This window comes from Dactylosporangium maewongense, assembly GCF_039531485.1.
Taxonomy (GTDB): domain Bacteria; phylum Actinomycetota; class Actinomycetes; order Mycobacteriales; family Micromonosporaceae; genus Dactylosporangium; species Dactylosporangium maewongense.
In genome coordinates this window covers 19,422-42,614 of the sequence record NZ_BAAAQD010000039.1, presented here as the reverse complement: position 1 = coordinate 42,614, position 23,193 = coordinate 19,422, and the positions used below count along the sequence as shown (strand labels likewise).

The following is a 23,193-nucleotide window of genomic DNA, read 5'->3' as shown; positions in this document are numbered from 1 at the left end:
GCGAATCCCTTCCCGTCGTACAGTTTGGCGGCGGGAGTTGGCGATCGGGGTTCAGGTCTGGGACAGCCCGCCGTCGACGAAGAGTTCGGCCCCAGTGGTGAAAGAACTCTGGTCCGAGGCGAGGAATACGGCTGCGGCGGCGACTTCGTCAGCGCGTCCCAGCCGGCCGAACGGAACCATGTCTCCGATGGCGTCCGCCAATTGCTGGTCGCTCTGCGCCGCGGCCCCCAGGCCGCGGATGCCAGGGGTCTCGATCGGGCCCGGGCTGATGGCGTTGACCCGGATGCCGCGGCCCGCGAGTTCGACGGCCCAGGTGCGGGCGAAGTTGCGATCGGCGGCCTTCGTGGCGCTGTAGACGCTCATCGCCTCCACGCCCATCGACGCATTGGTGGAAGCGAGCACGATCACCGAAGCGTTACGCGGCATCAGGGGGAGTGCCTTCTGCACAGTGAAGAGGGTCCCCTTGACGTTGACGTCGAAAGTCCTGTCGTACTGCTCCTCGGTGATCTCTTCCAGCCGGGCCAACTCACCGACTCCGGCATTGGCCACCACCACATCCAGCCGTCCACTGCGCGCCTCAATGGTCGCGAAGAGCCGGTCGAGATCGTCGAGCTTCGACACATCGCCCTGCACGCCTACGGCCCGTTCGCCGACGGATTCCACGGCCGCGTCCAACTCCTCCGTGCGTCGACCGGTGAGGTACACGATGGCGCCTTCGGCGGCGAACCGGCGAGCGATAGCCAGACCGATCCCGGCCGAACCACCGGTCACCAGCGTGATCTTCCCATCCATCTGTCCCGTCATGCCCACCTCATCGCAGTAACGAGTTCGGCCACCTCTGCGGCGTCAAAGCGCCGTCGCGGCTTGGCGCCGGCCCCTCCCCACATCCGGCATCCATGCCGTACCCGCCAGCGAAAGGAAAATGCACCTACACTGCGGCGCGCGCGGTAGCCCGTGTCCAAGCATCGAGGTCCAGAGCCGATGGTCTCTCGTTGAGGGCTTCGCCGGTGCCCACGCCCAGGGCGAACTCCCCACTTGTGAGCACCGCGCTGGTCGCCGCGGCCTGGGCGACGACCGCCGGGTGGATGCGAACCGTAGGGCAGGTCACCGCGGTCGTGATCGGCAGTGAGCAGACCTGGCTGAGCGCGCCGATCATCGACCAGACGAACGGGCACTGGCCCTGATCGTCCGGCCAGGGATGGTAGTGGTCGGAGATCCACAGTCCCTCGAAGCCGGCTCGCTCGGCGGCCGTGGCCCGTTCGATCAGGTCGGCCGGCCCGTTCTCGTTGCACGACAAGACGTACCCGAGCCTCATGCGGCTGGGCTACCGCGCGGCTACCAGGCCGCCTGTCGTCCGTGGCGTCGCTCGCCGTCGCCCAGGCCCAAGCCGTCGCCCACAACCCGGCCGAATGGTCCTCTGGTACGGCGAGCCCGGCCGAAGGGGCCGGCGGGTGAGCGGGTCTGCAACGGCCCCGGCGGCGGCACCCGCCCGGCCTACGGTGGCGGCATGGAGGAGTTCACCGTGAACGTCCCCGACGACGCGCTCGACGATCTGCGGCGGCGGCTGTCCCGGGCCCGCTGGCCGGAACCGGCGACGGTGCCGGACTGGAGCCAGGGCGTGCCCGCCGGCTGGCTGCGGGAGCTGTGCGACTACTGGGCCGACGGCTACGACTGGCGCCGATTTGAGCACCGGATCAATGCCGTGCCACAGTTTGTCACCGATGTGGATGGGCTCGGCATCCATCTGCTCCACGTTCGGTCGCCGCAGCCGGACGCGTTGCCGCTCGTGCTGACCCACGGCTGGCCCGGCTCCGTCGTGGAGTTCCTCGACGTCCTCGGCCCGCTCACCGACCCGGTCGCGCATGGCGGCGACGCCGTCGACGCCTTCCACGTGGTGTGCCCGTCGCTGCCGGGGTTCGCGTTCAGCGGGAAGCCGGTCGAGTCGGGCTGGGGACCGCAGCGCATCGCCGCGGCGTGGGCGGTGGTGATGAGCCGGGCCGGGTACGAACGCTTCGGCGCGCAGGGCGGCGACTGGGGTGCGACGGTGACGACGCACCTGGCGGCGCAGCATCCCGACCGGGTCGTCGGCATCCACCTCAACTTTGCGCCGTCGGCCGTCCCGCCGCCCGCAGCGGACACCGCCGAGGAGTTGACCGACTTCGAGCGGCACAGCATCGCCGATCTGGCGAACCACAGAGAATGGGGCAGCGGCTACGCCGTTGAGCAGGCGACTCGCCCACAGACGATCGGCTACGCGCTGGTCGACTCGCCGGTCGGCCAATGCGCCTGGATCGCCGAGAAGTTCTGGGCGTGGACCGACCACGCCGGCGACCCGCTCACCGCCCTGACCCGCGACCAGATCCTTGACAACATCAGCGTCTACTGGCACACCCGGACTGGCGCCTCGTCAGCGCGCATCTACTGGGAGGATGGGTTCGCGCGCGGCGGCGAGTGGCATGTCCCGCCGGTGAGTGTGCCGGTCGGCGTCTCGGTGTTCCCGAAGGAGATCACCCGGCCGTCGCGGCGCTGGTGTGAGCGGCAGTACGCCGACCTGCGCTTCTACGAGCAGGTCGACCGGGGCGGCCACTTCGCCGCGTTCGAACAGCCGGACCTGTTTGTCGACCAGCTGCGCCGTGCGTTCCGTGGGATGCGTTAGAGATCCTTTGATGCGATCGTTGATCTTGACGCGCGGGCCGTCGTGGGGCTTGAGGCGCTCGCGCGGGCCTGCCCGGGAGCGGTGTTGGAGTTTCCTGACCGTTTGTTCGCGGCGGCGCACGCTGCCGGCCCGCTCGAGCGTCTCGCGTATGCGGGTGTGCACGTCAACGTGTTCGCCAGTGGGTTTCGTGGTCTGATCGGCGTAGGTCAGGGCGTCGGCGACCGGAATGTGCTCCTGGGGATAGTGGGCCAGGGCGGTGTGCAGGCCGTGGGCGCGGGCCAGGAAGTGAGCTCCGGAGTGATGCGCGACGAGGGCGCTGATGCGTGGCGGCCAGCCATGGGTGTCGAGGTAGCGGGCGCCGTCGAGCGGGTGGAATCCGGTCTGTTGTACAGCGGCGCCATAGCCGATGTCACGTAGCCATGCGGCGATCAGGTCCACTGCTTTGAAGGTACGGCCGGCACGGCACCGTGAGCGTCTTCTTGTCCCGGCTGAGCGCCGATCGTTGACGGGCTACGCGGGCCGGGTCGGGCTCTGCATCGCCTGGGTGCCGATCGTGGCGAGCAGCGCGAGCGCACCGGCGTCCGCCGAGCCTGATTCGGCGGTGTAGACGACCAGCCGTAGGTCCGTTCCCGCGACGGTGAGGACATCGCAGTCCAGCGTCAGCCGGCCCACCTCCGGGTGCTCGATGGTCTTGCGGGAGGTGGCGCGCTCGCTGACGTCCGTGCGATTCCACAGCTCTCGGAATCGTTCGCTAGTACGCCGCAGGTCGCGCAGCAAGGCACGCAGGTCGCGATCGTGCGGGTAGCGGCCGAACGCCACGCGGAGGTCTGCCACAGCCTCGGCCTCCAGCGCCCGCCGTTGCGCGGCCGTCATGACGAAGCGGTCCGGTAGTCCGGTGAAGTGGCGCCAGATCATGTTGCGTTCACGCGTCGGCGCGGACGACAGGTCGCCGAGCAGCGCAGCGCCTAGCCGGTTGACGACCACGAGATGCCATGACGCGCTGAGCACCATCACCGGTACGTCGGTGAGGCGGTCGAGGAGACGTTGCACGCCGGGTGTCACGTGTGTGTTCATGCGGACTGCTCGGGAACTGGCCTGCCCGGCGACCCGGAACAGGTGGTCGTGCTCCGCATCGCTGAGCCGCAGGGTGCGGGACAACGCCTCCAGCACCGACGGCGACGGGTTGCTCGCCCGTCCCTGCTCCAGGCGGGCCAGATAGTCAACGGTGAGACCGGCGAGGGTGGCGACCTCCTGCCGGCGTAGCCCAGGCGCACGGCGCCGGCCGCCTGCCGGCAGACCCACCGCGGTCGGCTCCAGCCGGTCGCGCCAGGATCGCAGTGCGGTGGCGAGTTCCTCGGCGTCCACTCGGCCATCATCGCACCGCGCCACTGGCTGGGCCCGTGATCAGGGTGGACCTGTCAGTGCCAGGCAACGCAGGGCTCTGGTATCACGTGACCGGCCGCAGCATCGTCGAGGGCATCAGCACCCTCGAGACGAACAGGATTACAATCATGACCACCATCGGTTCCACGGTGACGGCCCGGGTGGCAGCTCCCCGTGCTGCGTTGTTCGACTGGTTCATCTCGATCCCGCTGCCGCGCATCCTGCTGAAGTACGGCCCGATCCCGTCGGTCGCCTCGACCACCGGGCAGACCGGCCCCTGGGACGTCGTCGGCAACAGCCGCATCGTGCACCTTGCCGACGGCCACACAGCTCGCGAGTCGGTGACGGGCTACCAGCGGTCGAGCTATTTCGCCTACCGGGTCAGCGACTTCGACAACTTCCTCGGCCGGCTCGCTGCCGACGCGGTCGGCCGATGGTGGTTCGCCGACGGGCCGAACGGGTCGACGGACATCACGTGGACCTACACGTTCAACGCCCGCAACCGGCTCGCCGCGATAGCGTTGCTGCCCATCGTCAAGATCTTCTGGCGCGGATACATGCGGCAGGCGGTCGCCACGCTCAGCGAACTCGCGGTGGCCGAGGAACGGGCCTTTCGGGCGCCGACCGAAGACTCGATGAAACCGGCCCGGAGATCAACGCAGTGACCTGAAGCGGGTCAGGACAGGTGATACGCGAGCATGCCGTCTGTCTCATCTCCTACGCAGCGATCAGGGTTTCGGGCTCCATGTCGTAGGAGGCTTGCAGTTGCTTGGGTCGCGTGCCAAGGCCGTCCTTCGTCTTCCGATCCCACGGTTCCCGCTGCAGGCGCTTGGTCTCGTCGATCATCGACTTCGGTACCAGGTTGCGATAGGTGTCCACCTCGCCGGCGGCGACTGCCGTCAGCGTGGCGTACACCTCCTCGGGGTCGAACTGCGCGCGGGGGAACGCGAGTCTCGAGTAGTCGAAGAGTCGCTCGGACTGGTCGTCCTCCCAGCTCTGCCAGGTCTGGAACATCCGGTCGTTGAACCCGGTCAGGAACGGCCCTGGGTTGACGGTGGCGACCTCGATCCCGAACTCTTGCAGCTCCTGCGCCATGGTCTCGGCGATGGCCTCCAGCGCGTGCTTGGACGCCGAATAGATGCCGGTGAAGGGATTGACGTTGAGCCCTTCCCGAGAAGAGACCCACACGATACGTCCCTTTCCGCGCTTGACCATCTGTTTGGCGATGCCCTGTGTCAGCAGCAGCGGCCCGACGACGTTCACCTCGAATTCCCGGCGGACGTTCGCGGCCGGGATGTCGAGCGTCGAACCTCCCTCGCCGACGCCGGCGTTGTTCACCAGAATCTCGACGTCCCAGGTCAAGGCCTTCCGGCGATCTCCGTCGTCGGTGACGTCGAGCTTTTCCACCTGCAAGTTGACTCCGCGTTGTGCGGCTTGCTGCTTCAAGGTCTGAACCTGAGCCCAGATCTCCACGGAGGCGATGACGTCAAAGCCTTTCTTGGCCAGCCGCATCGCCACCTCATGGCCGAAACCGGTGCCGCATCCGGTGATGAGTACCTTGGTCACGTCAGTCTCCAGCCGGGAGTAGCTGTTCACCTGACCCGCTCACCTACCCTGCCACTATCCCGATATGCAGCGATCTCATGGACGGCTGGGGACGGCGTATGCCCGGTCGTCGCCATCCGGTGGCAGGTATGACGTTTCCTCAGGTTCGGCGTGTCGTACAAGATGTGTCGCTGGCCCGGCGCGGGGACGACAAGCAGCTTTCGTACATCAGGCTCCCATCGACGTTCGTGACACACGTGGGCCACTTGGCTATGGTCGGTGTCTCTGCGAAGGCCGGTCGGCGTCGGGGTGGGGTTCGGGAAGCTCGGTCGGGATGTCGGCCTGCAGTAATGTGCCGCTGCCGGTGGGGCTGGTGATGGTCAGGTGTCCGCCGAGGGCTTCGACCCGGTCCCGCAGGGCGGTCAGGCCAGAGCCGCGATCGGGGTCGGCGCCTCCGACACCGTCGTCGTGGATGGACAGCCGCAGCGTGCCGTTTCGCATTGCCGCCTCCACCTGGACGACGGAGGCGTGGGCGTATTCGGCCGTGTTGGTCAGCGCTTCGGACACGACGTGGTAGGCGGCGACCTCAATGACCGGGGGCATGCGCTGTTCGGCATGGATATCGAGTTCGACCGGTACCGGTGATTTGCGGGCGAGTGACTTGATCGCGGGGTGCAGCCCGCCATCGGCGAGCAGTGTCGGATGGATGCCCCGCGAGATCTCTCGCATGTTGTCCACGACGTTGTTCAGGCCGTACACGGCGTTCGACAGCTCTGCCTTGGTCCGGTCCAGTTCGGGCGACAGGCTGGCTTGCGCGAGACCGAGCTGCAGCCCGATGCCGATGAGTTGCTGCAGCGCGTTGTCGTGCAGCTCGCGCTCGATCCGCTGACGGGCCTTGTCCGTGGCGGCGACGAGCCGGGCGCGGGATGCGGCGAGTTCGGCTCGGCTGTCGGCGTTGGCGACTGCGGTGGCGGCGAGGTCAACGAAGTTCGCGAAACGCGCCTCGGTATCGGGTGGCAGCGGACCGGGCTGATCCGATGCCAGGGTCGCCGCGCCCCATAGCTGCCCTTCGATGGTGATCGGGACCACGACCGCGGAGCGGATGCCTAGCTGGTGTGCGAGCGCGGCGGCGGGACCGGTGGCGCCTTCCAGGCTGTCCATCCGGGCGGGCCGGCCCGTGTCCCGCACCAGCGCCAGGAGGTTCTCGCCCTCCGCCGACCAGTGCAGCTGTTCCGGGGTGGGACCGGAGAGGGTGGTCGACAGGACGGTGACCATGTTGTCGGGTTCGTAGCGCAGCAGCGATGTGGAGTACTGACCCTGCAGAGTGCCGTCAGCTAGAAGCCCGTGCAGCTCCGTGGTGATTGCGTCGAAGACCTCGGGTGGAGGGCCACCTCTCGCCATGAGCGTCGCCACTCGCCTCAGGGCTGCTTGTTCGGTGGCGAGCCGACCCAGTGAGTCCATCATTGCCGCGCGTTCGTACCCTGCCTCCAGCAGTGAGGTCAGCGACGGCACGACGCGCTCCCGCAGGCGCTGCACCGTCGGCTCGGGCGCCCCGCTCGGCACAAGCAGGGTGCCCAGCGAGGTGGCGCCGGCACGCAACGGAAAGGCCCACTGCCGGTCTACGTCGGAAGCGGCGGCGTGATCGATCGCGACATTCGGTACTTCGAGCGCGTCTGCGATGCGCTGCGCGACTGCGGGCAGTACCTGGGCAGGATCGTCCGCGTGTAGCAGCAGCCTGGCCATGTCGGCGGTGAGGTCGGATTCCTCCGCCTGCACGATGCGCCGCCGAAACACGTTCGCCGCGACGCTCGTGGCCACCGCGACGACGAGGAAGACCGCCACTTCGAACAGTTCCCGCACGTCCGAGACGGCAAGCTTGCCGGAGGGCGCGACGTGGAAGATGGCGAACGCCAGGGTGCTCGCCACTGATGTGGCGATGCCTAACCGCGTTCCCCACACCACTGAGACGACCAGCACGCCGATGATGTAGATCATGCCCGGGGACAACGGCTGCACGATCGATCGCAGCGGGTAGAGCACAACGGTCTCCACCACGATCATCAAGACCGCGACCGTGATTCCGGCCCTGCGGGAAGGAGGGTTCAGTCGCACCAGTCGCGGCCGCGAACCGACATGCACCGAGCAACTGTAGTCCGATTTTCCCGGTTTCGGCTCCGCGTCTGTCGAGGGCTGCCGCTGGAGCCAATGGTGCGCGATGACACCGGGACGCAGCGGAAAGATCCTGCTCACGTTCGCCTGACGTCCGTTTCAAACCGATGACGGCCTGCGCGACGTCGTATCACATCCGGGTCCCATCGGTTCTATGCGGTGGTCGTCGATGCCGGCACGCCGGTCGCTTTCCGCAGGAGCGTGAGCACCTCGGCGTCGAGATGCTCGGCGACCGTGGACGCGGCGGCGTTGTGGTAGGGAGCGATCGCGCTCGCGACCGAGTCGTAGGCGACCCGGGTTCCGCCATCGGGCAGTTCCTCGATCAGGACGGTGACCGGTGCGTACGAGCCGGCGTCGGCGACATGCCTCGTCATTTCACCCATGGTGACCGGATTGCCGGCGATCAGCCGGACCAGGCGGCGGCTGGTCTGCCGGTGTACCAGCGGGTCGAGGGTCAGCGCGACGTCGAGATTCAGCTGCCAGAACCGGAAGAGTCCGGCAGTGCCCTGCGCCTGCCGGACGAGAGCGCTGAACTGCTCGTACGAGGTGCTCGCCTCGAGGTCGGCGAGCAGCGACGTGACGTCAGGCTGGCCGATGCCGCCGAGGATACCGCCCAGCACGGTTGGGAACGACCGTTCGCTTTCGATGACGTAGCGGCGAACGGGGATGTCGAGGACGTGTTCGTTTGCCATCGATCTCGCTTTCTTCGAGTGCTACTCCGGCCCCGGGTCAGAGGGCTCCGAGGCGTTCGCCGAGGTGGTGTTCGAGCGGGCCACGGGTTTGCAGCCCTTGCGCGAACAGGGCGGCGGTCCGCTGCTTGGCCGCGTCCGAGCGGACCAGCTGCTGGAATCGCCGGGCGTCGGCGCGGATAGCGTCCGCGCCGGGCAGGGTCAGCTCGTTGATGGCGCGCTTGGCGGATCGCACCGCCTCGGCCGGGAACGACGCGATCCGCCGCGCGAGCCGTGCGACGAACGCGTCTAGCTCAGTGTCGGGTAGCGCGCGGTTGACCCAGCCGTAGCGTTCGGCCTGGTCACCGTCGAAGTCGGCCGCGCCGAGGATCGCTTCCATGGCCCGGCCCCGCCCGAGCAGCCGGGCCAGGTGCTGCACGCCTCCCGCGCCCGGGGTCGCGCCGGCGCCGGTACGGCTGTGTCATCACCGGCTCCTCTCAGGACTTGGCCCCGGCGCGGTGTCCGGGACGCCCGTTCGTGCCGTGACCAGCTCTGGCAGGTCAGCGCCGCGTTCCGTCCGCTGCGGTTCCCGCAGCGGACGGAACGCGGCCCGCAGCTCCGCCGCGAACAGTTCCGGCTCCTCCCAGGCGGCGAAATGGCCGCCCCGTTCGGCCTCGCCGAAGTAGGTGAGCGTGGGGTAGGAGGTCTCGGCCCAGCTGCGCGGTGTCCGCCAGATCTCGCCGGGGAACGTGCTGAAGCCGACGGGGACTCGGGGTGGTGGGAGTGGCTGGCTGCCCGCGGACGGCGCGTCCGGCCCGTAGGCTTCCCAGTACGATCTGGCGGCGGACGCCCCGGTGCCGGTCAGCCAGTAGGCCGTGATGTTGTCGAGGATGTGGTCGCGGGTGAGGTTGCCCGAGGGTTGACCGTCGACGAACGCGCGGGTGATCTTGTTGTAGGCGTCGGTGTCGTGGTCGAGCATCCAGGCGGCCAGCGCGGCCGGTGAGTCCATCAGCGCGTACCCGATGGTCTGCGGCCGGGTGGCCATCTCCACGAAGTAGCCGTTCCCGCTCGTCTGGAAGGTCGTGATCGCGGCCAGGGCGGCGTGTTCCGCGTCGCCGTCGGCGGGCAGCGACGCCGGATCGTTGAGCGCCGGCACGAGCAGGTTGGTGTGGATGCCGGCCAGCCCGTCGGGGCCGAGACGACCCATTGCGTCGGTGACGCCGGCGCCGACGTCGCCGCCCTGGGCGACGTAGCGGTCGTAGCCCAGCCGGGCCATGAGCTCTGACCAGGCGCGCGCGGTCCGGACGAGATCCCACCCGACCTCGGCCGGCTCGCCGGAGAAGCCGTACCCGGGCAGTGACGGCAGCACCAGGTGGAACGCGTCCTCGGCGGTGCCGCCGTGGGCGGTGGGGTCGGTGAGCGGGTCGACGGCGTCGAGCATCTCGATGACCGAGCCGGGCCAGCCGTGGGTCATGATCAATGGCAGCGCGTCCTCGTGCCGGGACCGGACGTGTACGAAGTGGATGGCCATGCCGTCGATCTCGGTGGTGAACTGCGGCAGCACGTTCAGCCGGGATTCGACCCGCCGTCGGTCATAGTCGGTGCTCCAGTACCGGCACAGCGCCCGCATCGTGGCCAGCTGTACCCCCTGCGAGCGGTCGTCGACCAGCTCCGGACTCGGCCAGCGCGTCGCCGCCACGCGTCGCCGCAGGTCTTCCAGCACTTCGTCGGCGATCTGCGCGGTGAACGGTCGGACGACGTGGCTGGCCTGTTGCTTCATCGTGGTCATGCTGGGCGTACCTCTCGAGGGTCGCTGCCTTCGCCGCTCAGCCCGGCGGGCATGGCGCAGGCTCCTCGGCGTCTTCTCGTCGTTTCGTTGCAGCTTCCTGCCGGACCGGGTGAGCCGGCCTCGGCCGATCCGAATGACCTCCAGGAGGCGGGCAGAGCCGACAACTGTTCACCGCACTCGCGCCGACGATCTGCTGTGAACAGGGCCGGCCGGCGTCGCCGTGCACAGCGTTCGTGAGGGGGTCCGGTGTCTGGGTTCGTCTGGTTCCGCTGATCCGGCGCTCGCCGTCGGGCCGGCCGATGCTTGTAGGCCAAAGCCGGATGTCCGACCGCGCCCTGCTCGGCACGGCACCGCGGTGGCTGGACCGCACGCCGGCGCCGGCGAGCTGGCGCACCTGCTCGTCCCCGTGCGCGGCTCGATCCCGTATGGCTGCGGCCAGCTGGACCACCTCGAGGCAGCGGTCTCGGGCCCTGCCATTGCCGCGGTGTACGGGCGGCACCGGGCCATTGGCACACCGCCGCTGACCGAGGTCGTGGCGCGGCTGCGGGCGGGCGACCGGTCGCGGCCACCGTGGTCCGCGGCGCGGGGCACCTGCTCGGCCGCGCCCTGGCCGGCCGGGTCGCCGCCGTGGACGTCGACGCGGCCGCTACTACCTCGAGCACGACACCTACCCACCGCCGAAACCTGGCCCAGCGGGCCGGCATGCCGGCATCCATCCGATCTTCGCGACGACGTGACGGAGCGTCGCCTGGTTTGGCCCTCGCCGGACTGGGCAGCCAGAGCCCTCGTGGATCGGACACGCGATGGATGACGGCCCGAGCCGGGCCGGTCCGGCACGCCGGGTGGCCCTGCTGGTGTCGGCCGAGACGCCGATGCAGGCGGCGAACCTCGCCGAGGTGGTGCTGCCGCTGCTCGGGATCGGCACGGCCGCCGCGCCGCGGCCCACCCGCAGCCCGTGACGACGGAGACGCCGATGCACACCATGCGAGCGGTACGCGCCCATCGGCGTGGAGGCCCGGAGCAGCTCGTGGACGAGACCGCTCCACGCCCGCAACCGCGGGCGGGCGAGGTGCTGGTCGCCGTGCAGGCCGCCGCGATCACCCCCGGCGAACTCTCGTGGAACGCCACATGGACCGACCGGACCGGTCCGGGCGGCCGCGACCGGACCCCGATCATCCCCGCGCACGAGCTGTCCGGGGTGGTGACCACCCGCGGTCCGGGCGTCACCGAGCCGGCCCCCGGCGAGGAGGTCTACGGTCTCATCCCGTTCGTCCGCGACGGCGCCGCCGCCGAGTACGTCACGGTGCCGGCCGACGTCCTCGCGGCCAAGCCCACGACCGTCGATCACGTCGCGGCCGCCGCCGTGCCCATGCCCGCGCTCACCGCCTGGCAGGCGCTGGTCGGCCACGCATCCGTCCGGCCCGGCCAGCACGTGCTCGTCCACGGCGCGGCCGGCGGGGTGGGGTCACTCGCGGTGCAGATCGCGGTGAGCCTGGGCGCCACGGTCACCGCCACCGCCGCCGGGCGAGACCGGCACTTCGTCACCGAGCTCGGCGCCGCCGCGGTCGTCGACTACGCCACCGAACGCTTCGAGGACCGCGTCGCCGCCGTCGACGTGGTCCTCGACCTGGTCGGAGGCGACATGCAGGACCGGTCGTGGGGCGTCCTGCGGCCCGGCGGTGTACTGGTGAGCGTCGCCGCCCCGCCGGACGCCGAGCGAGCCGCCGCGCACGGGGTACGGGCCGCCTTCTTCGTGGTCGAGCCGGACCGGGCACAGCTGCAGACGATCGCGCAGCTCGTGGAGGCGGGACGGCTCATCCCGATGGTGGACCGCACCGTCCCACTGGCCGGCACACGCGCCGCCTACACCTCGCTGGAGACAGAGCACCGTCGCGGCAAGGTCGTCATCGACGTCGCGGCGGCCGCGAGCCGGTAGCCGGCGTGACGGTCAGACACCGTCCTTCACGCGGGTAGCACTCAGTACAGGGTGAGCTCCCACGGCTGCACCAGGTCGGCGTCCGGCGGCACGGTCAGGTCGACGCCGCTGCCGAACGACAGGCCGCGCCGCGGCGGGCGGGGCACCCCGCCGGTGCGGGCGCCGAGCTGCCGGGCCGCCTCGGCGAGCACGATGCCGGTGAGGAGTCGGTACCGGCCGACGTTGCCGGGCGTGGTGACGCGGGCGAACTCGGCGCCGGGCACGGGTTCCCAGCCGTCACCGTCCGGGATGACCAGCGTGGTGCCCGGGCCGGTCAGCTCGGTGCGGTGCAGGGGCGGTCCGTCGACGTCAGGTCCGCACACGACGACCCGGCCGCCGGGTGGCGGGGACCAGGCGTCGCCGGCCGGCACGACCCGCAGCGGGTTGCGGTGGCTGCGCGCGGCGGCGCGGGCCTCGTTGCGAACCGGGCGCGGCGTGCCGAACCACACTTTCTCGCGGTCGTCGAGCGTCACGCTCTGCCATCCGAACGCCGCCGCGGAACGCAGCGTGCTGCCGGCCTCCACGTGGTCCCGCGGGGCGGCCAGCAGCAGCGCCGGACGGTGCGACTCGGGCCGCGGGGCGCGGGGGCGGCGACGGCCGTCCGCGTCGAGAAGGTAGTACAGCGCCACGGCCGCGGCGGTGGCGACGTTGAGCGTGTTCACGCCCCGGCCCGGCATCGGGATGTGCACCGTCTTCGCGGCGGCGCGCAGGACGTCCGGGCGGATGCCACGGCGTTCGTTGCCGACCACGATGGACGCTCCACCGTGGACTGTTCCGGCGCGGTACACCGACTCCGCTCCCGGTGCGTTGTCCACGGCCACGACCGGGTCCGCGCCGCCGAGCAGCGCCTCAGTGTCGACAGTGGACAGGTCCGGGACGTGCCCGGCGAGGCCGCGGCTGTCGCGGAACACGCACGGCACCGCGAACATCCGCGCGGCCTCGGCGAGCGCCAGCGCGTTGGCGGGGTTCTCCACACCGTCGCCGACCAGGCGGGCGCGTGGGCTCACCACCGCGCCGCCCAGGCGGCCCGTGCCCGCGCGGCGAACGCGTCCGCGCGGCGCTCATGGTCGGCGGTACGCATCGCGCGGGTGTGCCGTCGGCGCGCCGCGTGCTGGATCCGGTGGTGGCCGATCTCGTGCATGAGCCCGTCGAAGAGCACGAAGTCGCGCAGCGCCTCCTCCGACGGCCAGTCCACCAGCGTGCCGGCCGGACCAGCCATCACCCGGGCACCGGCACGCTCCAGCCGCGCTGCGGCGGCATCGGTGAGCCGGCCCGGCAGTACCCACGGCGGCGCGGGCTGCTCGAACAGCAGCACCACCCCGGGCACCCGCAGCACCGCGACCGCCGGCCCGGCAGATGCTGCCGGGCACTGCCGCAACTCGACGCCGCGCAGCCCGTACGCGGCCGCCGGCCCGAAGAAGGTCAGGACCCGAACGACGTCGTCGGCGCCGGCCGGGTGAACGAACCCCGGTCGCGGCCGGCACACCCGCACGGGCACGGAAGCGCCGGCGCGCCGGGCGGCGCGGATCGGGTACGGGTCGGTGCGCAGGCTACGGCTCAAGGGCGATCACGGGGACCTTGATAGCAGCCGGCCCCGCCGCACACCACCGGTTTCCGTGCCGTCCAGGCCACCGGTCCGCGCACAGCCGCTGTACAACCACGTCGCCTCCAAGGACGAGACCCTCGACGGTGCCATCGACACCGCCGACCCCGACTGGCGCCACAGCAGCGCCGCACCGCCCCGCCCGCGCCGTGACCCCGCGGATCCCCGCCGGCTGACCCCGACGAAGCGCGCCGGCCGGCCCGGCCGGCGATGAAACTGGCGCGCGGGCCGGGCGAACGTGACGTTATCCTGGCCGGGGCCGGTCGCGGGACTGTCTGTGCGACTTCCGGAACCCGCCTCTGAAGCGATGCTTCGCAGTTCGCGCGGCGAACTCCCCGACCGGCCCTCGACAACGTGGGGGAGGGGCCGTGGACCTGGCCGAGCGGGTCGCGTGCGAGGACGTCGTCATGTTCGTCAACGCCGCGGTCACGTCCACCGGGCAACGGGAGTTCCACGCCGGCGCCGCGCAGCAGCGGCTGTCACTGGCGTTCCTGCACGAGTACGTGCTCGTCAACTACCGTGAGCTGTACGCCGCCACGCTCGCCCTGGATGTCAACGACTTCAACGCCGGGCTCGTCGTGCTCAACCTGTTGCGCACGGCGCAGGAGGTACCGCTGCCACGACGGAAGCTGGAAGGCGCCCTGATCGCCGCGCGGCTGCGGACGCTGCCGCCGCAGCGCGTGTACCGCATCCTGCGCACCCTGCGGGCGGAAGGCATCAACAACCGGCGGACCCGAGCGATCGTGCGGGACTGGGTCGCGGGCCGGCCCGACATCGCCTTCGACGCCGTCAAGTACCGGCGCCACCTGGCCGGCGCCGTCCGGCACACGCACGTGCGGCTGCCCGACGAGGTCGGCACGATGCTGTTCGACTGGCGGCGGCCCAAGCGCTACGCCACCCCGATCCTGGAGACGTGGCGGCGGGCGCACTACGAGCAGCGTGCCGTGTTCGACCTGCCGTACACGGTCGCGGAGGGCTTCGCCGCCATGCACCGCATCGACCGGGCCCGGCTGCTGCGGCAGGTGGGCCCGCAGCTGACCGGGCTGGAGCGGCTACGGCTGCAGGACACCGCCACCCGGGCCGGTCGCAAGGCCCCCGTACGGGTCGAGGTCGACCTCCACCGGACCCCGCTGACCCGCCTCGCCGTCTACGTGCTGTCCCTGCCGCGGCCGGAGCGTGCCCGCCGCCGCGACGAGCTGACCGCGGCGCTGCGCTCGGCCGCCCGGCGCGCGGCCGGACGCCGGGCCGGCACCTGGGGCACCGTCGTCGGTGTGCTGGACGACAGCTACTCCGCCGCCGGCTCCGGCGTGAAGCGGCGCCGGCCCCTCGCGGTCGCCCTGGCCATGCACTACCTGCTGGAGGCGCTCGCCACGCGGCACCACACGGTCTGGCTCGCGCACACCGGCGACCCGCTGCTGGTGCACCCGATCGGGGCGACACCGCTGGGCCAGCGGCTCCTCGACGGGCTGCGGCTGCGCCCCGACCGGCTCGTCGTGGTCTCCGACGGCTGGGACAACGCGCCGCCCGGGCAGGCCGCGGAGGTGCTGCGGGTGTGGCGGGAGCGCCTCGACCCGGCCGGCCACACGTCGATCGTGCACCTCAACCCGGTGTACGACGGCGAGGCGTTCGACGTGCGTCGCCTCGCGCCGACGGTCGCGACGGTCGGGGTCCGCGACGCGGAGGACGCCGCGGCCCTGGTCGAGCTGGCCCGGTTCTCCACCGGGACGGCGACCTTCGCGCAGCTGCGCGCGTACCTGGACGATCTGGTGGAAGGATTCCTGCGATGATCGCCGGTCTGCGGGCCGGCCCCGCCCAGACGTGGGGCGCGGTGCGGCTCGTACCGCTGCTGCGCGACGAGCCGGTCACCGACCTGCGGCTGCACGCCCGGCTGCACGACGAGGACGAACTGTCCGTGGTGGAGCTGTCGCCGCGGGAGGCCTACGTCGCGTACGTGCCGCACGCGTTCGTCGCGACGTGGACGTCCGACGGCTCACCCGCCGCCGCGTACGGCACTCAGTTGATCGACCCGCGGGAGCCGGGCCTGCCGCGGGCGATCGGGCTGCGGTTCCGCCGCCGGCTCGCCCGCCGCGAGGACCGCCGCCGCCTGCGCTTCCTGCCGCTGCACCTGGCCCTGGAAGGCTTCCTGGACCTGCAGTTCGGCGGGCCGCCGATCGCCTGGCAGGAGTGGACCCACCGGGCCGTCACGCACGGCCTGTCGCCGCGGGTCGAGGAGGCCTACTGCGGCGCCTCGATCACCGGCCTCGACGACGCCCTGCGCATCTTCGAGATCCACCCCACGCAGTGCGGCGTGGTGGTGTACCTCGCCGACGCGCTCGCCGCGGTCTTCGCCGTGCCGCACCCGGCCGACTACCGCGCCCTGCACCCGACGCTCCTGCGCGACTTCTACGGTGAGCTGCTGTACCAGTACGCGCACCTCTTCCCGGCCGTGCCGGACTTCCACCAGCCGCTCGACGCCGCCGCGGTGTCCACCGTGGACGATCTGCAGGCCGAGTTGTCCCGGGTCGCGGCGCAGTGGTCGGCGTTCCACGACGACACCATGTTCACGGTGACGGCCGGGACGACGCGGCCGGTGTACCGCATGGGCCGCTTCACGCTGTCGCGGTTCCTGCCACCGTTCGATCCGGCACTGGACAACCACATCGGCGAGGTCATCACCGACGAGCACGGCACCGTCGCGTACCTCAAGACGTTCCGGCTGTCCGCGGCACAGACCCGCCGCGGGCACCTGCTGTCCCGGCTCGCCGCCACCGGATGGGACCTGGACGCGACCGCCGCCGCGTTGGGCACCGACCGGCCGGGCCTGGTGCAGCGGCTGGACCGGGCCGGCTTCGGCCACCTGCTGCGCCCGGACATCCTCGACGCCTGCCGCGCCGGGCAGGCGTCGTGAGCCGTGTCGAGCTGGTGCGGGTGCTCGAGGCGGCGCGGGCGCTGCTGGCCCGGCCCGGCAACGACTTCACCTGGTCGTCCTTTGTGGACTCGGCGGCCGCCGTCGAGGAGTTCGACAATGCGATGGCCGCGGTCCTGGCCGGCGGTACACCCGTGGGGCTGTCGATCCTCTTCGCGCCGACCGGTCCCATCCAGGAGGTCGCGATCTCCAGCGGCTGGGGGGACGCGTTTCTTGAGCTGGCCGGCCGCTTCGACACCGCCGTCGCGGGGGAGTAGGCGCCAGCGGCGCGTCAGGCCAGGAAGTCCTCGATGAAGGGCAGTGTGCGGCGCAGCGGGCCCGGGTCGCTCGCCGCGGCCAGCTCGCCCAGGTAGTCGCCGTGGTTGCCGGGGACGACCAGCAGGCGGGCGCCGGGGATCAGGGCGGCCAGGCGCGCGGCGTGCTCGACCCGCACCACGTCCCGGTCGGCGACGACGACCAGGGTCGGCGCGGCGATCGCGGCGGGCAGGGCGTCGGGCCAGTCGGTGAATCCGGTGAGCATCAGCTCGTGGTCCAGATCGAACATCCGCTCGGCGTGGGCCGGGTCGCCGCTGACCGCGAGGTCGGCGTCGCGGTACACCTGCGGCAGGTGCTCGAACGTCGCACCGGCCATGCCCTCCCAGAAGCCGTCGATCATGCCGTCGCGGCGGAACGGCGCCGACGCCACGACGAGGCGGCCGGCCGCCGCCGGGTGGCGCGCGGCGAGCTGCATGGCGACCTGGCCGCCGTTGCTGAAGCCGAGCACGTCGACCGGCCCCACGCCCAGCTCCGCCAGCAGCGCGGCGACGCCGTCGGCGGAACGCTCGAACGACGCAGGCCCCTCGCCCGCGCCGGTCCGGCCGTGCCCCTGCAGCTCGACGGCGAGCAGGCGGCGGGAGTCGCGCAGCAGCGGGATGAGCCGGCCCCAGTTCGACTCGATCGTGGACCCGCCGCCGTGGATGAGCAGCAGCGGCCGGCGGTCCGCGCGGGCCTCGCCGTGCCATTCGTAGTACAGCGGCAGGTCCGCGTTGGAGAACATGGTGCCAGCATAGGCAGGGTGCGGACCTGCGCAGCGGGTGCGCTGCCTGGGCAGCGTGGCGGCCTCGCGGGCGCACGACTGCAGCCGGTCGGCGCGCTGCCGGGTCGCCTCGATGCGGGTGGTGAGCTCGTGCAACTGGGCGCGGTGGCGCTGGTCGTGGCGGCGGACGGCGGCGAGGTCGGCGGACAGGAGCCGGTTGATGTGGTTGACCCAGTGCACCAGGTGCAGGCCGACCTGGTTGAGCTGGTGGTAGGCGTGCTGGCTCAGCTGCGGCTCGGGCGTGGTTTCAGCAGGTACCCAGATCGATGTCCGGTCACTCGCCGTTCGCGCCGGGTGCGGTCCCGGGAGGCGGTCGGCGAGTCTGGGTGGGGTTGTCGACGGTTGTCAGTTCGAGCGGGATGGTGAACCGCAGCGTCGTGCCCTGGCCGGGTGGACTGGTGAGCCGGCTGCTGCCACCGAGGGCGGTCACCCGGTCGTCGAGGCCGCGGATGCCGGAGCCGGCGCTCGGGTCCGCTCCGCCGACGCCGTCGTCTTCGATGCGCAGCCGCAGGGTGTGTGCGTCGGCCGTGACGGTGACGCACACGTATGAGGCGCTCGCGTGTTTGGCGGTGTTGGTGAACGCTTCGGCGATGATGTAATACGCACCGGTCTCAATGTTGGGCGGGAGCCGGGACGGTAGGTGGATGTGCAGTTCGGCAGGCACCGGTGAGCGGCGCGTCAGGGTCTTGAGGGCGGATTCGAGGCCACGTTCGGTCAGGATCGCCGGGTGGATGCCGTGGGAGAGTTCCCGGAGCTCGTCGAGGGTGCCAGCCAGGTCGGCGTTGATCGTCGCGAGCTCGTCGGCCAGCCCCGGTGGCTCGGCGGTTGTCCGCGCCTGGAGCTGGCGCAAACCCAGGAGAAGCGCGAGGAGCCGTTGCTGGGTGCCGTCATGCAGGTCGCGCTCGACCTTGCGGCGGGCCTGGTCGCTGGCTTCGACGATGCGGACGCTCGCGGCAGCCAGGTCGGCGCGGGCCTGGAGGTTCGCGACGGCCAGGCCGGCGAGATCGGTGAACGCTGCGGTCCGCGGGGCATCGTCCGGACTCAGCTGTTCGTCGCTTGAGGCCATGACGATCAGCACCCCCCACAGGTTGCCCTGGACCACGATGGGCGCGCCCACGGAAACCTTGATCCCGTACTGGGACAGGAACGGGTCGGCGACGCAGGTTCCCTCGCCGACGCGGGTCCAGCATGGCCGCTGTTCGGTGTAGACATGCACGGCTGCTCCGTGCGGTGGCAGGATCGTGCGGGTGCCGACCGCCACGGGTATGTCATGCGGGCTGCACGCCGCGACGACGGTCGCCGCACCGTCCAGCTCGTACCGCAACAGCATCGTCAGGTCGGCTCCCAGGAGTTCTCTGACCTCGTCGGTGACCGCGCTGAACACGGTCTGCGGCGGCGATGCGCGGGCCACCAGGGTCGCGATCCGCCGCAGGGCGCGCTGCTCGGCCACAAACCGGTTGAGGTCGTCACGGTGGCTTTCCAACGACGTGGCCATGGTGTTGAACGAACGTTGCAGGCTGCCGATCTCGTGCGGACCGTCTTCAGGCATCCGGGTGGACAGGGCGCCGCCGGCCAATTGATCGGCCATCCCGGCCGCCGCGCGCACCGGTCGAACGATCCCGCGGTTCACGAGCGTTGCGAACATCAGCATGACAAGCACGGAGCCGGCCAGGCCGGCGCCGGCCACGGCCCGTGCCCACACGGTGGCAACGTCGGCGCCGGCCGCCTGTCGGGCCGCGGCCCGCAACTCGATGGCGTGGAACTGCGCGAATCCGGTATGGATCTCATCGAGACGCTGCTGGCTGTCGACCAGATGGACCGGGTCAGACGCTGGGCCGCCGGGGTGGACCCCGACCACCACCGGTGCGGACTCCTCACTCATGTACGCGGTGATCTCCTGGTTGAGGAGCTGGACGCGGGCCTGCTGCCGCGGATCTCCCAGGACGGAGCCGGCGAGTTGGGTGGTCTGTTGCGGGATCGCCGTGCGAGCCTGTTCCCACGACTGCATGAACCGTGGATCGTGGGTGATGATGTAGCCGCGTTCAGCGCTCGCCACCGCGAGCACGGAGGACTGCAGCTGCCCAGCGCTGATGAGCGCGGCCTGCGAGCTGCGTGCCGATCGAACCTCCTGATCCAGCTTCGCCACCGCGGTCAGCATCACGGCCAGGATCGCGCTCAACGCCACCGCGAACACCGTGCACAGCCCGACCACCTGGCGGGTGAGCCCGGCGCCGAGGAGTCCCGACCAGGACGGCCGATGCCCGAAACCCCACCTGTGTACCTTCACCGCAGATCTCCATCCAGCACACCGCCGCCGGGACGGGAAATGCGCCAGCTGGGAGGCGATGACATCGCACTGTCGAGCTAAGACAGTCCTGCTCGGATCAAGCGTACTGCCGCAAATGCTGCTATTTAGTGTCGTACCGAGGCGATTGACGTCGCTATGGGCCTGGTGGCGGGATGCCGGGAACTGGTATTGCTGCCTGGCCGTATCGGCCAACGTGCAGGTCCGCTGCCAGCGGACACGGCATGCTGCAGCTATCGAGGATGCGGGTCTGAGCTGTGGAGCGTCATTGTGCGGGTGACGCTGGCTCCTTGGAATCGCACGTCCACCCGGACCTGGGTGATGGATTCGCGTGACGGGCGTTGAAACGTCGCGTACCGAATCATTGCTGTGTCGGCGGTGCCGCCGCCGTTGGCGGTGCTTCGACATTCCGTCCAGCGTTCCCCCGGCAGCCGGGCGGCCAATGCGACGGTCGGCCTGGCTCCCGGGGCTGTCAAGCTGAGCGGGTCGGCACCTTCGACCATCAGGGACACGAGCAGCGTCTCTCCCAGGGCGATGACCGGACAGATCCACACCCGCATCTCGTCATCGGCGATGAGAAGATCGGCTTCGCCGTATGCGCCAGTGTCTGCCATGACCTCGCGTCCCTGAGCCGTTGCGGGTTGGCCGATGTCGCAGTTTACGGTCATTGTGGCGCTGAACTCTACGGACCGGTAGCGCCCAGGAGGCCGGTCAGCAGTCCGTGGTCCTGCGTACCGTCACCGCCGTGCAGGGTGGGCGTCGCCGCGGCCGGGTTCAAGGCCACCAGCAGCTTCGGCGGCCATGTCGCTGCGCCCTGCTCCGTCACGTTCCACCACTTGACTGGTCGGCCTCCACACCCTGCCGGCCTTGGCCGCCCATGGGCAGCTTCACGTTGACGGACGTGCCGGAGCCGGTCGGGCTGGTCAGTGTCAATGTGCCGCCGAGCGCCTCGACGCGGTCGCGCAGGCCGGCCAGGCCGGAGTCCTGGTTCGGGTCCGCGCGGGCGGTGCCGTCGTCGTGGACGGTCACGGTGAGGATCTCGCCGGGCGCTGACTCGTCCATCGCCGACTCGTCGGCGATGACGTCGATCTTCACGGAGACCTCCGAGACGTCGGCGTGGTTGGCCGAGTTGGCGAGCGCCTCCGAGATCACGTGGTAGGCGGCGACCTCAACGTTGCCGGGCAGGCGATGGTTCAGCCCGTCGTGCACCGCCACCGGGACCGCGCTGCGGCGGGCGAGCGCCTTGACCGCGGGGACCAGTCCGCCCTGGGAGAGCAGCGCCGGATGGATGCCGCGGACGATCCGCTGAAGGTTGTCGAAGGCGGCGGACAGCCCCGCGGAGGTGTCCGCCAACCGGGACCGTACCTCGCCGAACTCCTTGGGGATCATGGCCTCGGCGAAGCGCAGCTCCAGCCCGAGTGAGATGAGCCGCTGCTGGACTGTGTCGTGCAGTTCGCGTTCGATGCCGCGGCGTGCCTCGTCCGCGGCGTGGACGAGCCGGGCCCGCGACGCGGTGAGCTCCGCCCGGCTCTCTGTGTTGGCGATCGCGGTCGCGACGAGCTCGGTGAACTTCGCAAGCTCATGCTCGATGCCGAGCGGCGGCGGGCCGGCCCGCCGCCACAGGGCGATGACGACGCCCCAGACCCGGCCCTCGACGACGATCGGCGCGCCGACGGAGGCGTGCATGCCCTCCGCGTGGGCGAGATCGGCCAGCGGGCCGCTGCGGCCCTCATACGAGTCGATGCGGGTCGGACGGGAGCCGTGCAGCACCAGCTCCGCGACGCCGCCGGCGAAGTCGACCTGTTTGCCCAGCATCGACTGGGATCCTGGCTCTCTGTTGTACTCGGCGACGCCGGTCACCGTCCTGGGACCGTCCCAGCGCCAGACCCGCGTGGCGTCCGCGTCGAACAGGTCGGCCGCCTCGGTGGCGACCGCTGCGACGATCTCGGCGAAGGCGACGCCGTTGGCCACCAGCACCGCCACCCGGCGTAACGCCGCCTGCTGGGTGAGGAGCGCCTGCTGCCCGGCCCGGCTCGCCTGCAAGGATCGACCGGCCCGCAGCACGGTCGCCAGCCCGGGCACCACCCCGTCCCGCAGACGCCGCAGGACACGGTCCGGGACGTCTCCGGGGACGACGAGCGCGCCCGGGTCCAACGGCAGCTGGATCTGGTCCTCGCGCCGCGGTACCGGGTCAGGCTCGATCGCCGCATACGGCAGCCGCATGGCGTACGCGATCCGATCGGAGGCTGCCGGAAGTACAGCGCGCACATCGTCCGCGCCGAGGATGAGCCGGGTCATCTCGGCGACCGCGTCGGCGTCCCGTTTCCGTTCGATGGACTCGAGCGCCCGCGCGCGGGCCAGCTGCGCCAGCGAACCGGAGACCGTGGCGACCATGAGGTACACCGAAAGCCCGAGCCAGTCCCGCCAGTCCCCGGTCTGGAAACGCCCGATCGGCGGGGTGTGGAAGTAGTCGAACGCGAGCGCGCTGACGATCGACGTCGCCACACCCGCCCACAGGCCCCACACCGTGGAGACGACGAGGACACCAGGCAGGTAGACGAGAGCCAGGGCCTCCATCGGAGCAACCTGCCGCAACGGGACGACCAGCAGGGTCTCCACGACGGTGAACCCCGCGCCGACTACGATCCCTACGGCGGCTGACGGCTGGCTGACCCGCACCAGCCATGACGCTAGGCGTCCGTGCATCAATCGACCCTCTTGTCGAACACATCGGTTCCGGCCTGGCTGGGCAGGCGGAGCCGGTCGAGCAGAGGCAACCAGTCGATGCTAGGGCGGCAGGCATCGAACGCCGGACTCGTTGCGGCCCGGGCGCAGCGGATCACCCCATAATTCACCTCGGATGCGGCGCATCACCGGGCCTGCGGGTCGCGATCCTGGCCTTCTTCGCGGTCGTCGGAACGTTCCACACCATGCTGGAGTAGCCGGTGGTGGGCCTGAAGTCGTACGGCGCCAGGCGCACCCGCTTCAACGGCACCGTCTTCGCCGTTCACCCGCAGATGTCCGCCGAGGACATGGCCACGTCCCCCTTCCGAGGCCCACAGGGCATGGAGGTCCGCACCGACGGATGGATCCGACATC

The 23,193-nt window shown here is 70.8% G+C and carries 22 protein-coding genes and 1 pseudogene; 9 read left to right on the top strand and 14 right to left on the bottom strand.

Features of this window, described 5'->3' with window-relative positions; all coding sequences use genetic code 11:
* Nucleotides 1–51 precede the first annotated feature (51 nt).
* A complete protein-coding gene (locus tag ABD332_RS53085; RefSeq protein WP_344513563.1) occupies nucleotides 52–804 on the bottom strand; it encodes an SDR family NAD(P)-dependent oxidoreductase in 753 nt (250 codons plus the stop codon).
* 124 nt (nucleotides 805–928) lie between these two features.
* Nucleotides 929–1,315 (bottom strand): LLM class flavin-dependent oxidoreductase, encoded by a 387-nt coding sequence (locus ABD332_RS53080; RefSeq protein ID WP_344513561.1) that lies wholly within the window; start codon nucleotides 1,313–1,315, stop codon nucleotides 929–931.
* Nucleotides 1,316–1,507: 192 nt separating this feature from the next.
* Here ABD332_RS53080 and ABD332_RS53075 point away from each other — a divergent pair, with 192 nt between their 5' ends.
* On the top strand, nucleotides 1,508–2,656 hold the full coding sequence (locus ABD332_RS53075) for an epoxide hydrolase family protein (RefSeq protein ID WP_344513560.1): 1,149 nt from the start codon (nucleotides 1,508–1,510) through the stop codon (nucleotides 2,654–2,656).
* A gap of 84 nt (nucleotides 2,657–2,740) precedes the next feature.
* Entirely contained in the window at nucleotides 2,741–3,073 is a 333-nt protein-coding gene (locus tag ABD332_RS53070; RefSeq protein WP_344513558.1) for a hypothetical protein, read from the top strand.
* A 93-nt stretch (nucleotides 3,074–3,166) separates the two neighbouring features.
* Here ABD332_RS53070 and ABD332_RS53065 read toward each other — a convergent pair whose 3' ends face one another.
* Complete coding sequence (locus ABD332_RS53065) at nucleotides 3,167–4,021, bottom strand: helix-turn-helix transcriptional regulator (protein WP_344513556.1); 855 nt, start codon at nucleotides 4,019–4,021, stop codon at nucleotides 3,167–3,169.
* 35 nt (nucleotides 4,022–4,056) lie between these two features.
* Here ABD332_RS53065 and ABD332_RS53060 point away from each other — a divergent pair, with 35 nt between their 5' ends.
* Nucleotides 4,057–4,704 (top strand): SRPBCC family protein, encoded by a 648-nt coding sequence (locus ABD332_RS53060; RefSeq protein WP_344513555.1) that lies wholly within the window; start codon nucleotides 4,057–4,059, stop codon nucleotides 4,702–4,704.
* A gap of 52 nt (nucleotides 4,705–4,756) precedes the next feature.
* On the opposite strand, the gene ABD332_RS53055 is transcribed toward ABD332_RS53060, so the two are convergent.
* The 5 genes and pseudogenes from ABD332_RS53055 to ABD332_RS53035 form a co-directional block, all read right to left on the bottom strand.
* Complete coding sequence (locus tag ABD332_RS53055; RefSeq protein WP_344513553.1) at nucleotides 4,757–5,605, bottom strand: SDR family oxidoreductase; 849 nt, start codon at nucleotides 5,603–5,605, stop codon at nucleotides 4,757–4,759.
* A 249-nt stretch (nucleotides 5,606–5,854) separates the two neighbouring features.
* A complete protein-coding gene (locus ABD332_RS53050; protein WP_344513551.1) occupies nucleotides 5,855–7,648 on the bottom strand; it encodes a sensor histidine kinase in 1,794 nt (597 codons plus the stop codon).
* A 257-nt stretch (nucleotides 7,649–7,905) separates the two neighbouring features.
* Complete coding sequence (locus ABD332_RS53045; protein ID WP_344513549.1) at nucleotides 7,906–8,445, bottom strand: DUF302 domain-containing protein; 540 nt, start codon at nucleotides 8,443–8,445, stop codon at nucleotides 7,906–7,908.
* A gap of 37 nt (nucleotides 8,446–8,482) precedes the next feature.
* Nucleotides 8,483–8,875, bottom strand: a pseudogene (locus tag ABD332_RS53040) (enoyl-CoA hydratase/isomerase family protein); the annotation flags it as partial.
* 30 nt (nucleotides 8,876–8,905) lie between these two features.
* The gene (locus ABD332_RS53035) at nucleotides 8,906–10,210 is read right to left on the bottom strand and encodes an epoxide hydrolase family protein (protein ID WP_344513547.1); all 1,305 of its coding nucleotides are present in this window, start codon (nucleotides 10,208–10,210) and stop codon (nucleotides 8,906–8,908) included.
* Nucleotides 10,211–11,013: 803 nt separating this feature from the next.
* Between ABD332_RS53035 and ABD332_RS53030 the strand changes: the two genes are divergently transcribed.
* Together ABD332_RS53030 and ABD332_RS53025 are read left to right on the top strand one after the other, a co-directional pair.
* Nucleotides 11,014–11,169 carry a hypothetical protein gene (locus tag ABD332_RS53030; RefSeq protein ID WP_344513545.1) on the top strand — a complete coding sequence of 52 codons (156 nt, stop codon included), beginning with the start codon at nucleotides 11,014–11,016 and terminating at the stop codon, nucleotides 11,167–11,169.
* A 14-nt stretch (nucleotides 11,170–11,183) separates the two neighbouring features.
* Nucleotides 11,184–12,146 (top strand): NADP-dependent oxidoreductase, encoded by a 963-nt coding sequence (locus tag ABD332_RS53025; protein ID WP_344513543.1) that lies wholly within the window; start codon nucleotides 11,184–11,186, stop codon nucleotides 12,144–12,146.
* 41 nt (nucleotides 12,147–12,187) lie between these two features.
* On the opposite strand, the gene ABD332_RS53020 is transcribed toward ABD332_RS53025, so the two are convergent.
* Entirely contained in the window at nucleotides 12,188–13,195 is a 1,008-nt protein-coding gene (locus tag ABD332_RS53020; protein WP_344513541.1) for a TrmH family RNA methyltransferase, read from the bottom strand.
* Nucleotides 13,189–13,746, bottom strand: a complete 558-nt coding sequence (locus ABD332_RS53015; RefSeq protein WP_344513539.1) for a hypothetical protein — start codon at nucleotides 13,744–13,746, stop codon at nucleotides 13,189–13,191. Before ABD332_RS53015 ends, ABD332_RS53020 begins: the two co-directional genes overlap by 7 nt.
* Nucleotides 13,747–13,801: 55 nt before the next feature.
* Between ABD332_RS53015 and ABD332_RS53010 the strand changes: the two genes are divergently transcribed.
* The 4 genes from ABD332_RS53010 to ABD332_RS52995 all read left to right on the top strand — a co-directional run bounded on the left by ABD332_RS53010 (nucleotide 13,802) and on the right by ABD332_RS52995 (nucleotide 16,971).
* Entirely contained in the window at nucleotides 13,802–14,002 is a 201-nt protein-coding gene (locus tag ABD332_RS53010; protein ID WP_344513537.1) for a hypothetical protein, read from the top strand.
* Between the two features lie 154 nt (nucleotides 14,003–14,156).
* Entirely contained in the window at nucleotides 14,157–15,575 is a 1,419-nt protein-coding gene (locus tag ABD332_RS53005) for a hypothetical protein (protein WP_344513535.1), read from the top strand.
* Nucleotides 15,572–16,696: an ARPP-2 domain-containing protein gene (locus ABD332_RS53000; protein WP_344513533.1), complete on the top strand. Its 1,125-nt coding sequence runs from the start codon at nucleotides 15,572–15,574 to the stop codon at nucleotides 16,694–16,696. Before ABD332_RS53005 ends, ABD332_RS53000 begins: the two co-directional genes overlap by 4 nt.
* The gene (locus tag ABD332_RS52995) at nucleotides 16,693–16,971 is read left to right on the top strand and encodes a hypothetical protein (RefSeq protein ID WP_344513531.1); all 279 of its coding nucleotides are present in this window, start codon (nucleotides 16,693–16,695) and stop codon (nucleotides 16,969–16,971) included. Before ABD332_RS53000 ends, ABD332_RS52995 begins: the two co-directional genes overlap by 4 nt.
* A gap of 14 nt (nucleotides 16,972–16,985) precedes the next feature.
* On the opposite strand, the gene ABD332_RS52990 is transcribed toward ABD332_RS52995, so the two are convergent.
* The 4 genes from ABD332_RS52990 to ABD332_RS52975 all read right to left on the bottom strand — a co-directional run bounded on the left by ABD332_RS52990 (nucleotide 16,986) and on the right by ABD332_RS52975 (nucleotide 22,800).
* Nucleotides 16,986–17,969 (bottom strand): alpha/beta fold hydrolase, encoded by a 984-nt coding sequence (locus ABD332_RS52990; RefSeq protein ID WP_344513529.1) that lies wholly within the window; start codon nucleotides 17,967–17,969, stop codon nucleotides 16,986–16,988.
* 94 nt (nucleotides 17,970–18,063) lie between these two features.
* The gene (locus ABD332_RS52985) at nucleotides 18,064–19,974 is read right to left on the bottom strand and encodes a CHASE3 domain-containing protein (protein ID WP_344513527.1); all 1,911 of its coding nucleotides are present in this window, start codon (nucleotides 19,972–19,974) and stop codon (nucleotides 18,064–18,066) included.
* Between the two features lie 353 nt (nucleotides 19,975–20,327).
* Nucleotides 20,328–20,708, bottom strand: a complete 381-nt coding sequence (locus tag ABD332_RS52980) for a hypothetical protein (protein ID WP_344513526.1) — start codon at nucleotides 20,706–20,708, stop codon at nucleotides 20,328–20,330.
* Nucleotides 20,709–20,916: 208 nt separating this feature from the next.
* The gene (locus ABD332_RS52975; RefSeq protein WP_344513524.1) at nucleotides 20,917–22,800 is read right to left on the bottom strand and encodes a sensor histidine kinase; all 1,884 of its coding nucleotides are present in this window, start codon (nucleotides 22,798–22,800) and stop codon (nucleotides 20,917–20,919) included.
* Nucleotides 22,801–23,193: the final 393 nt, after the last annotated feature.

Coding starts and splice junctions, on each gene's coding strand:
- ABD332_RS53085 (WP_344513563.1), bottom strand. CDS start 804: ATGACGGGACAGATGGATGGGAAGATCACGCTGGTGACCGGTGGTTCG.
- ABD332_RS53080 (WP_344513561.1), bottom strand. CDS start 1,315: ATGAGGCTCGGGTACGTCTTGTCGTGCAACGAGAACGGGCCGGCCGAC.
- ABD332_RS53075 (WP_344513560.1), top strand. CDS start 1,508: ATGGAGGAGTTCACCGTGAACGTCCCCGACGACGCGCTCGACGATCTG.
- ABD332_RS53045 (WP_344513549.1), bottom strand. CDS start 8,445: ATGGCAAACGAACACGTCCTCGACATCCCCGTTCGCCGCTACGTCATC.
- ABD332_RS53035 (WP_344513547.1), bottom strand. CDS start 10,210: ATGACCACGATGAAGCAACAGGCCAGCCACGTCGTCCGACCGTTCACC.
- ABD332_RS53030 (WP_344513545.1), top strand. CDS start 11,014: ATGGATGACGGCCCGAGCCGGGCCGGTCCGGCACGCCGGGTGGCCCTG.
- ABD332_RS53025 (WP_344513543.1), top strand. CDS start 11,184: ATGCACACCATGCGAGCGGTACGCGCCCATCGGCGTGGAGGCCCGGAG.
- ABD332_RS53000 (WP_344513533.1), top strand. CDS start 15,572: ATGATCGCCGGTCTGCGGGCCGGCCCCGCCCAGACGTGGGGCGCGGTG.
- ABD332_RS52980 (WP_344513526.1), bottom strand. CDS start 20,708: ATGGCAGACACTGGCGCATACGGCGAAGCCGATCTTCTCATCGCCGAT.
- ABD332_RS52975 (WP_344513524.1), bottom strand. CDS start 22,800: ATGCACGGACGCCTAGCGTCATGGCTGGTGCGGGTCAGCCAGCCGTCA.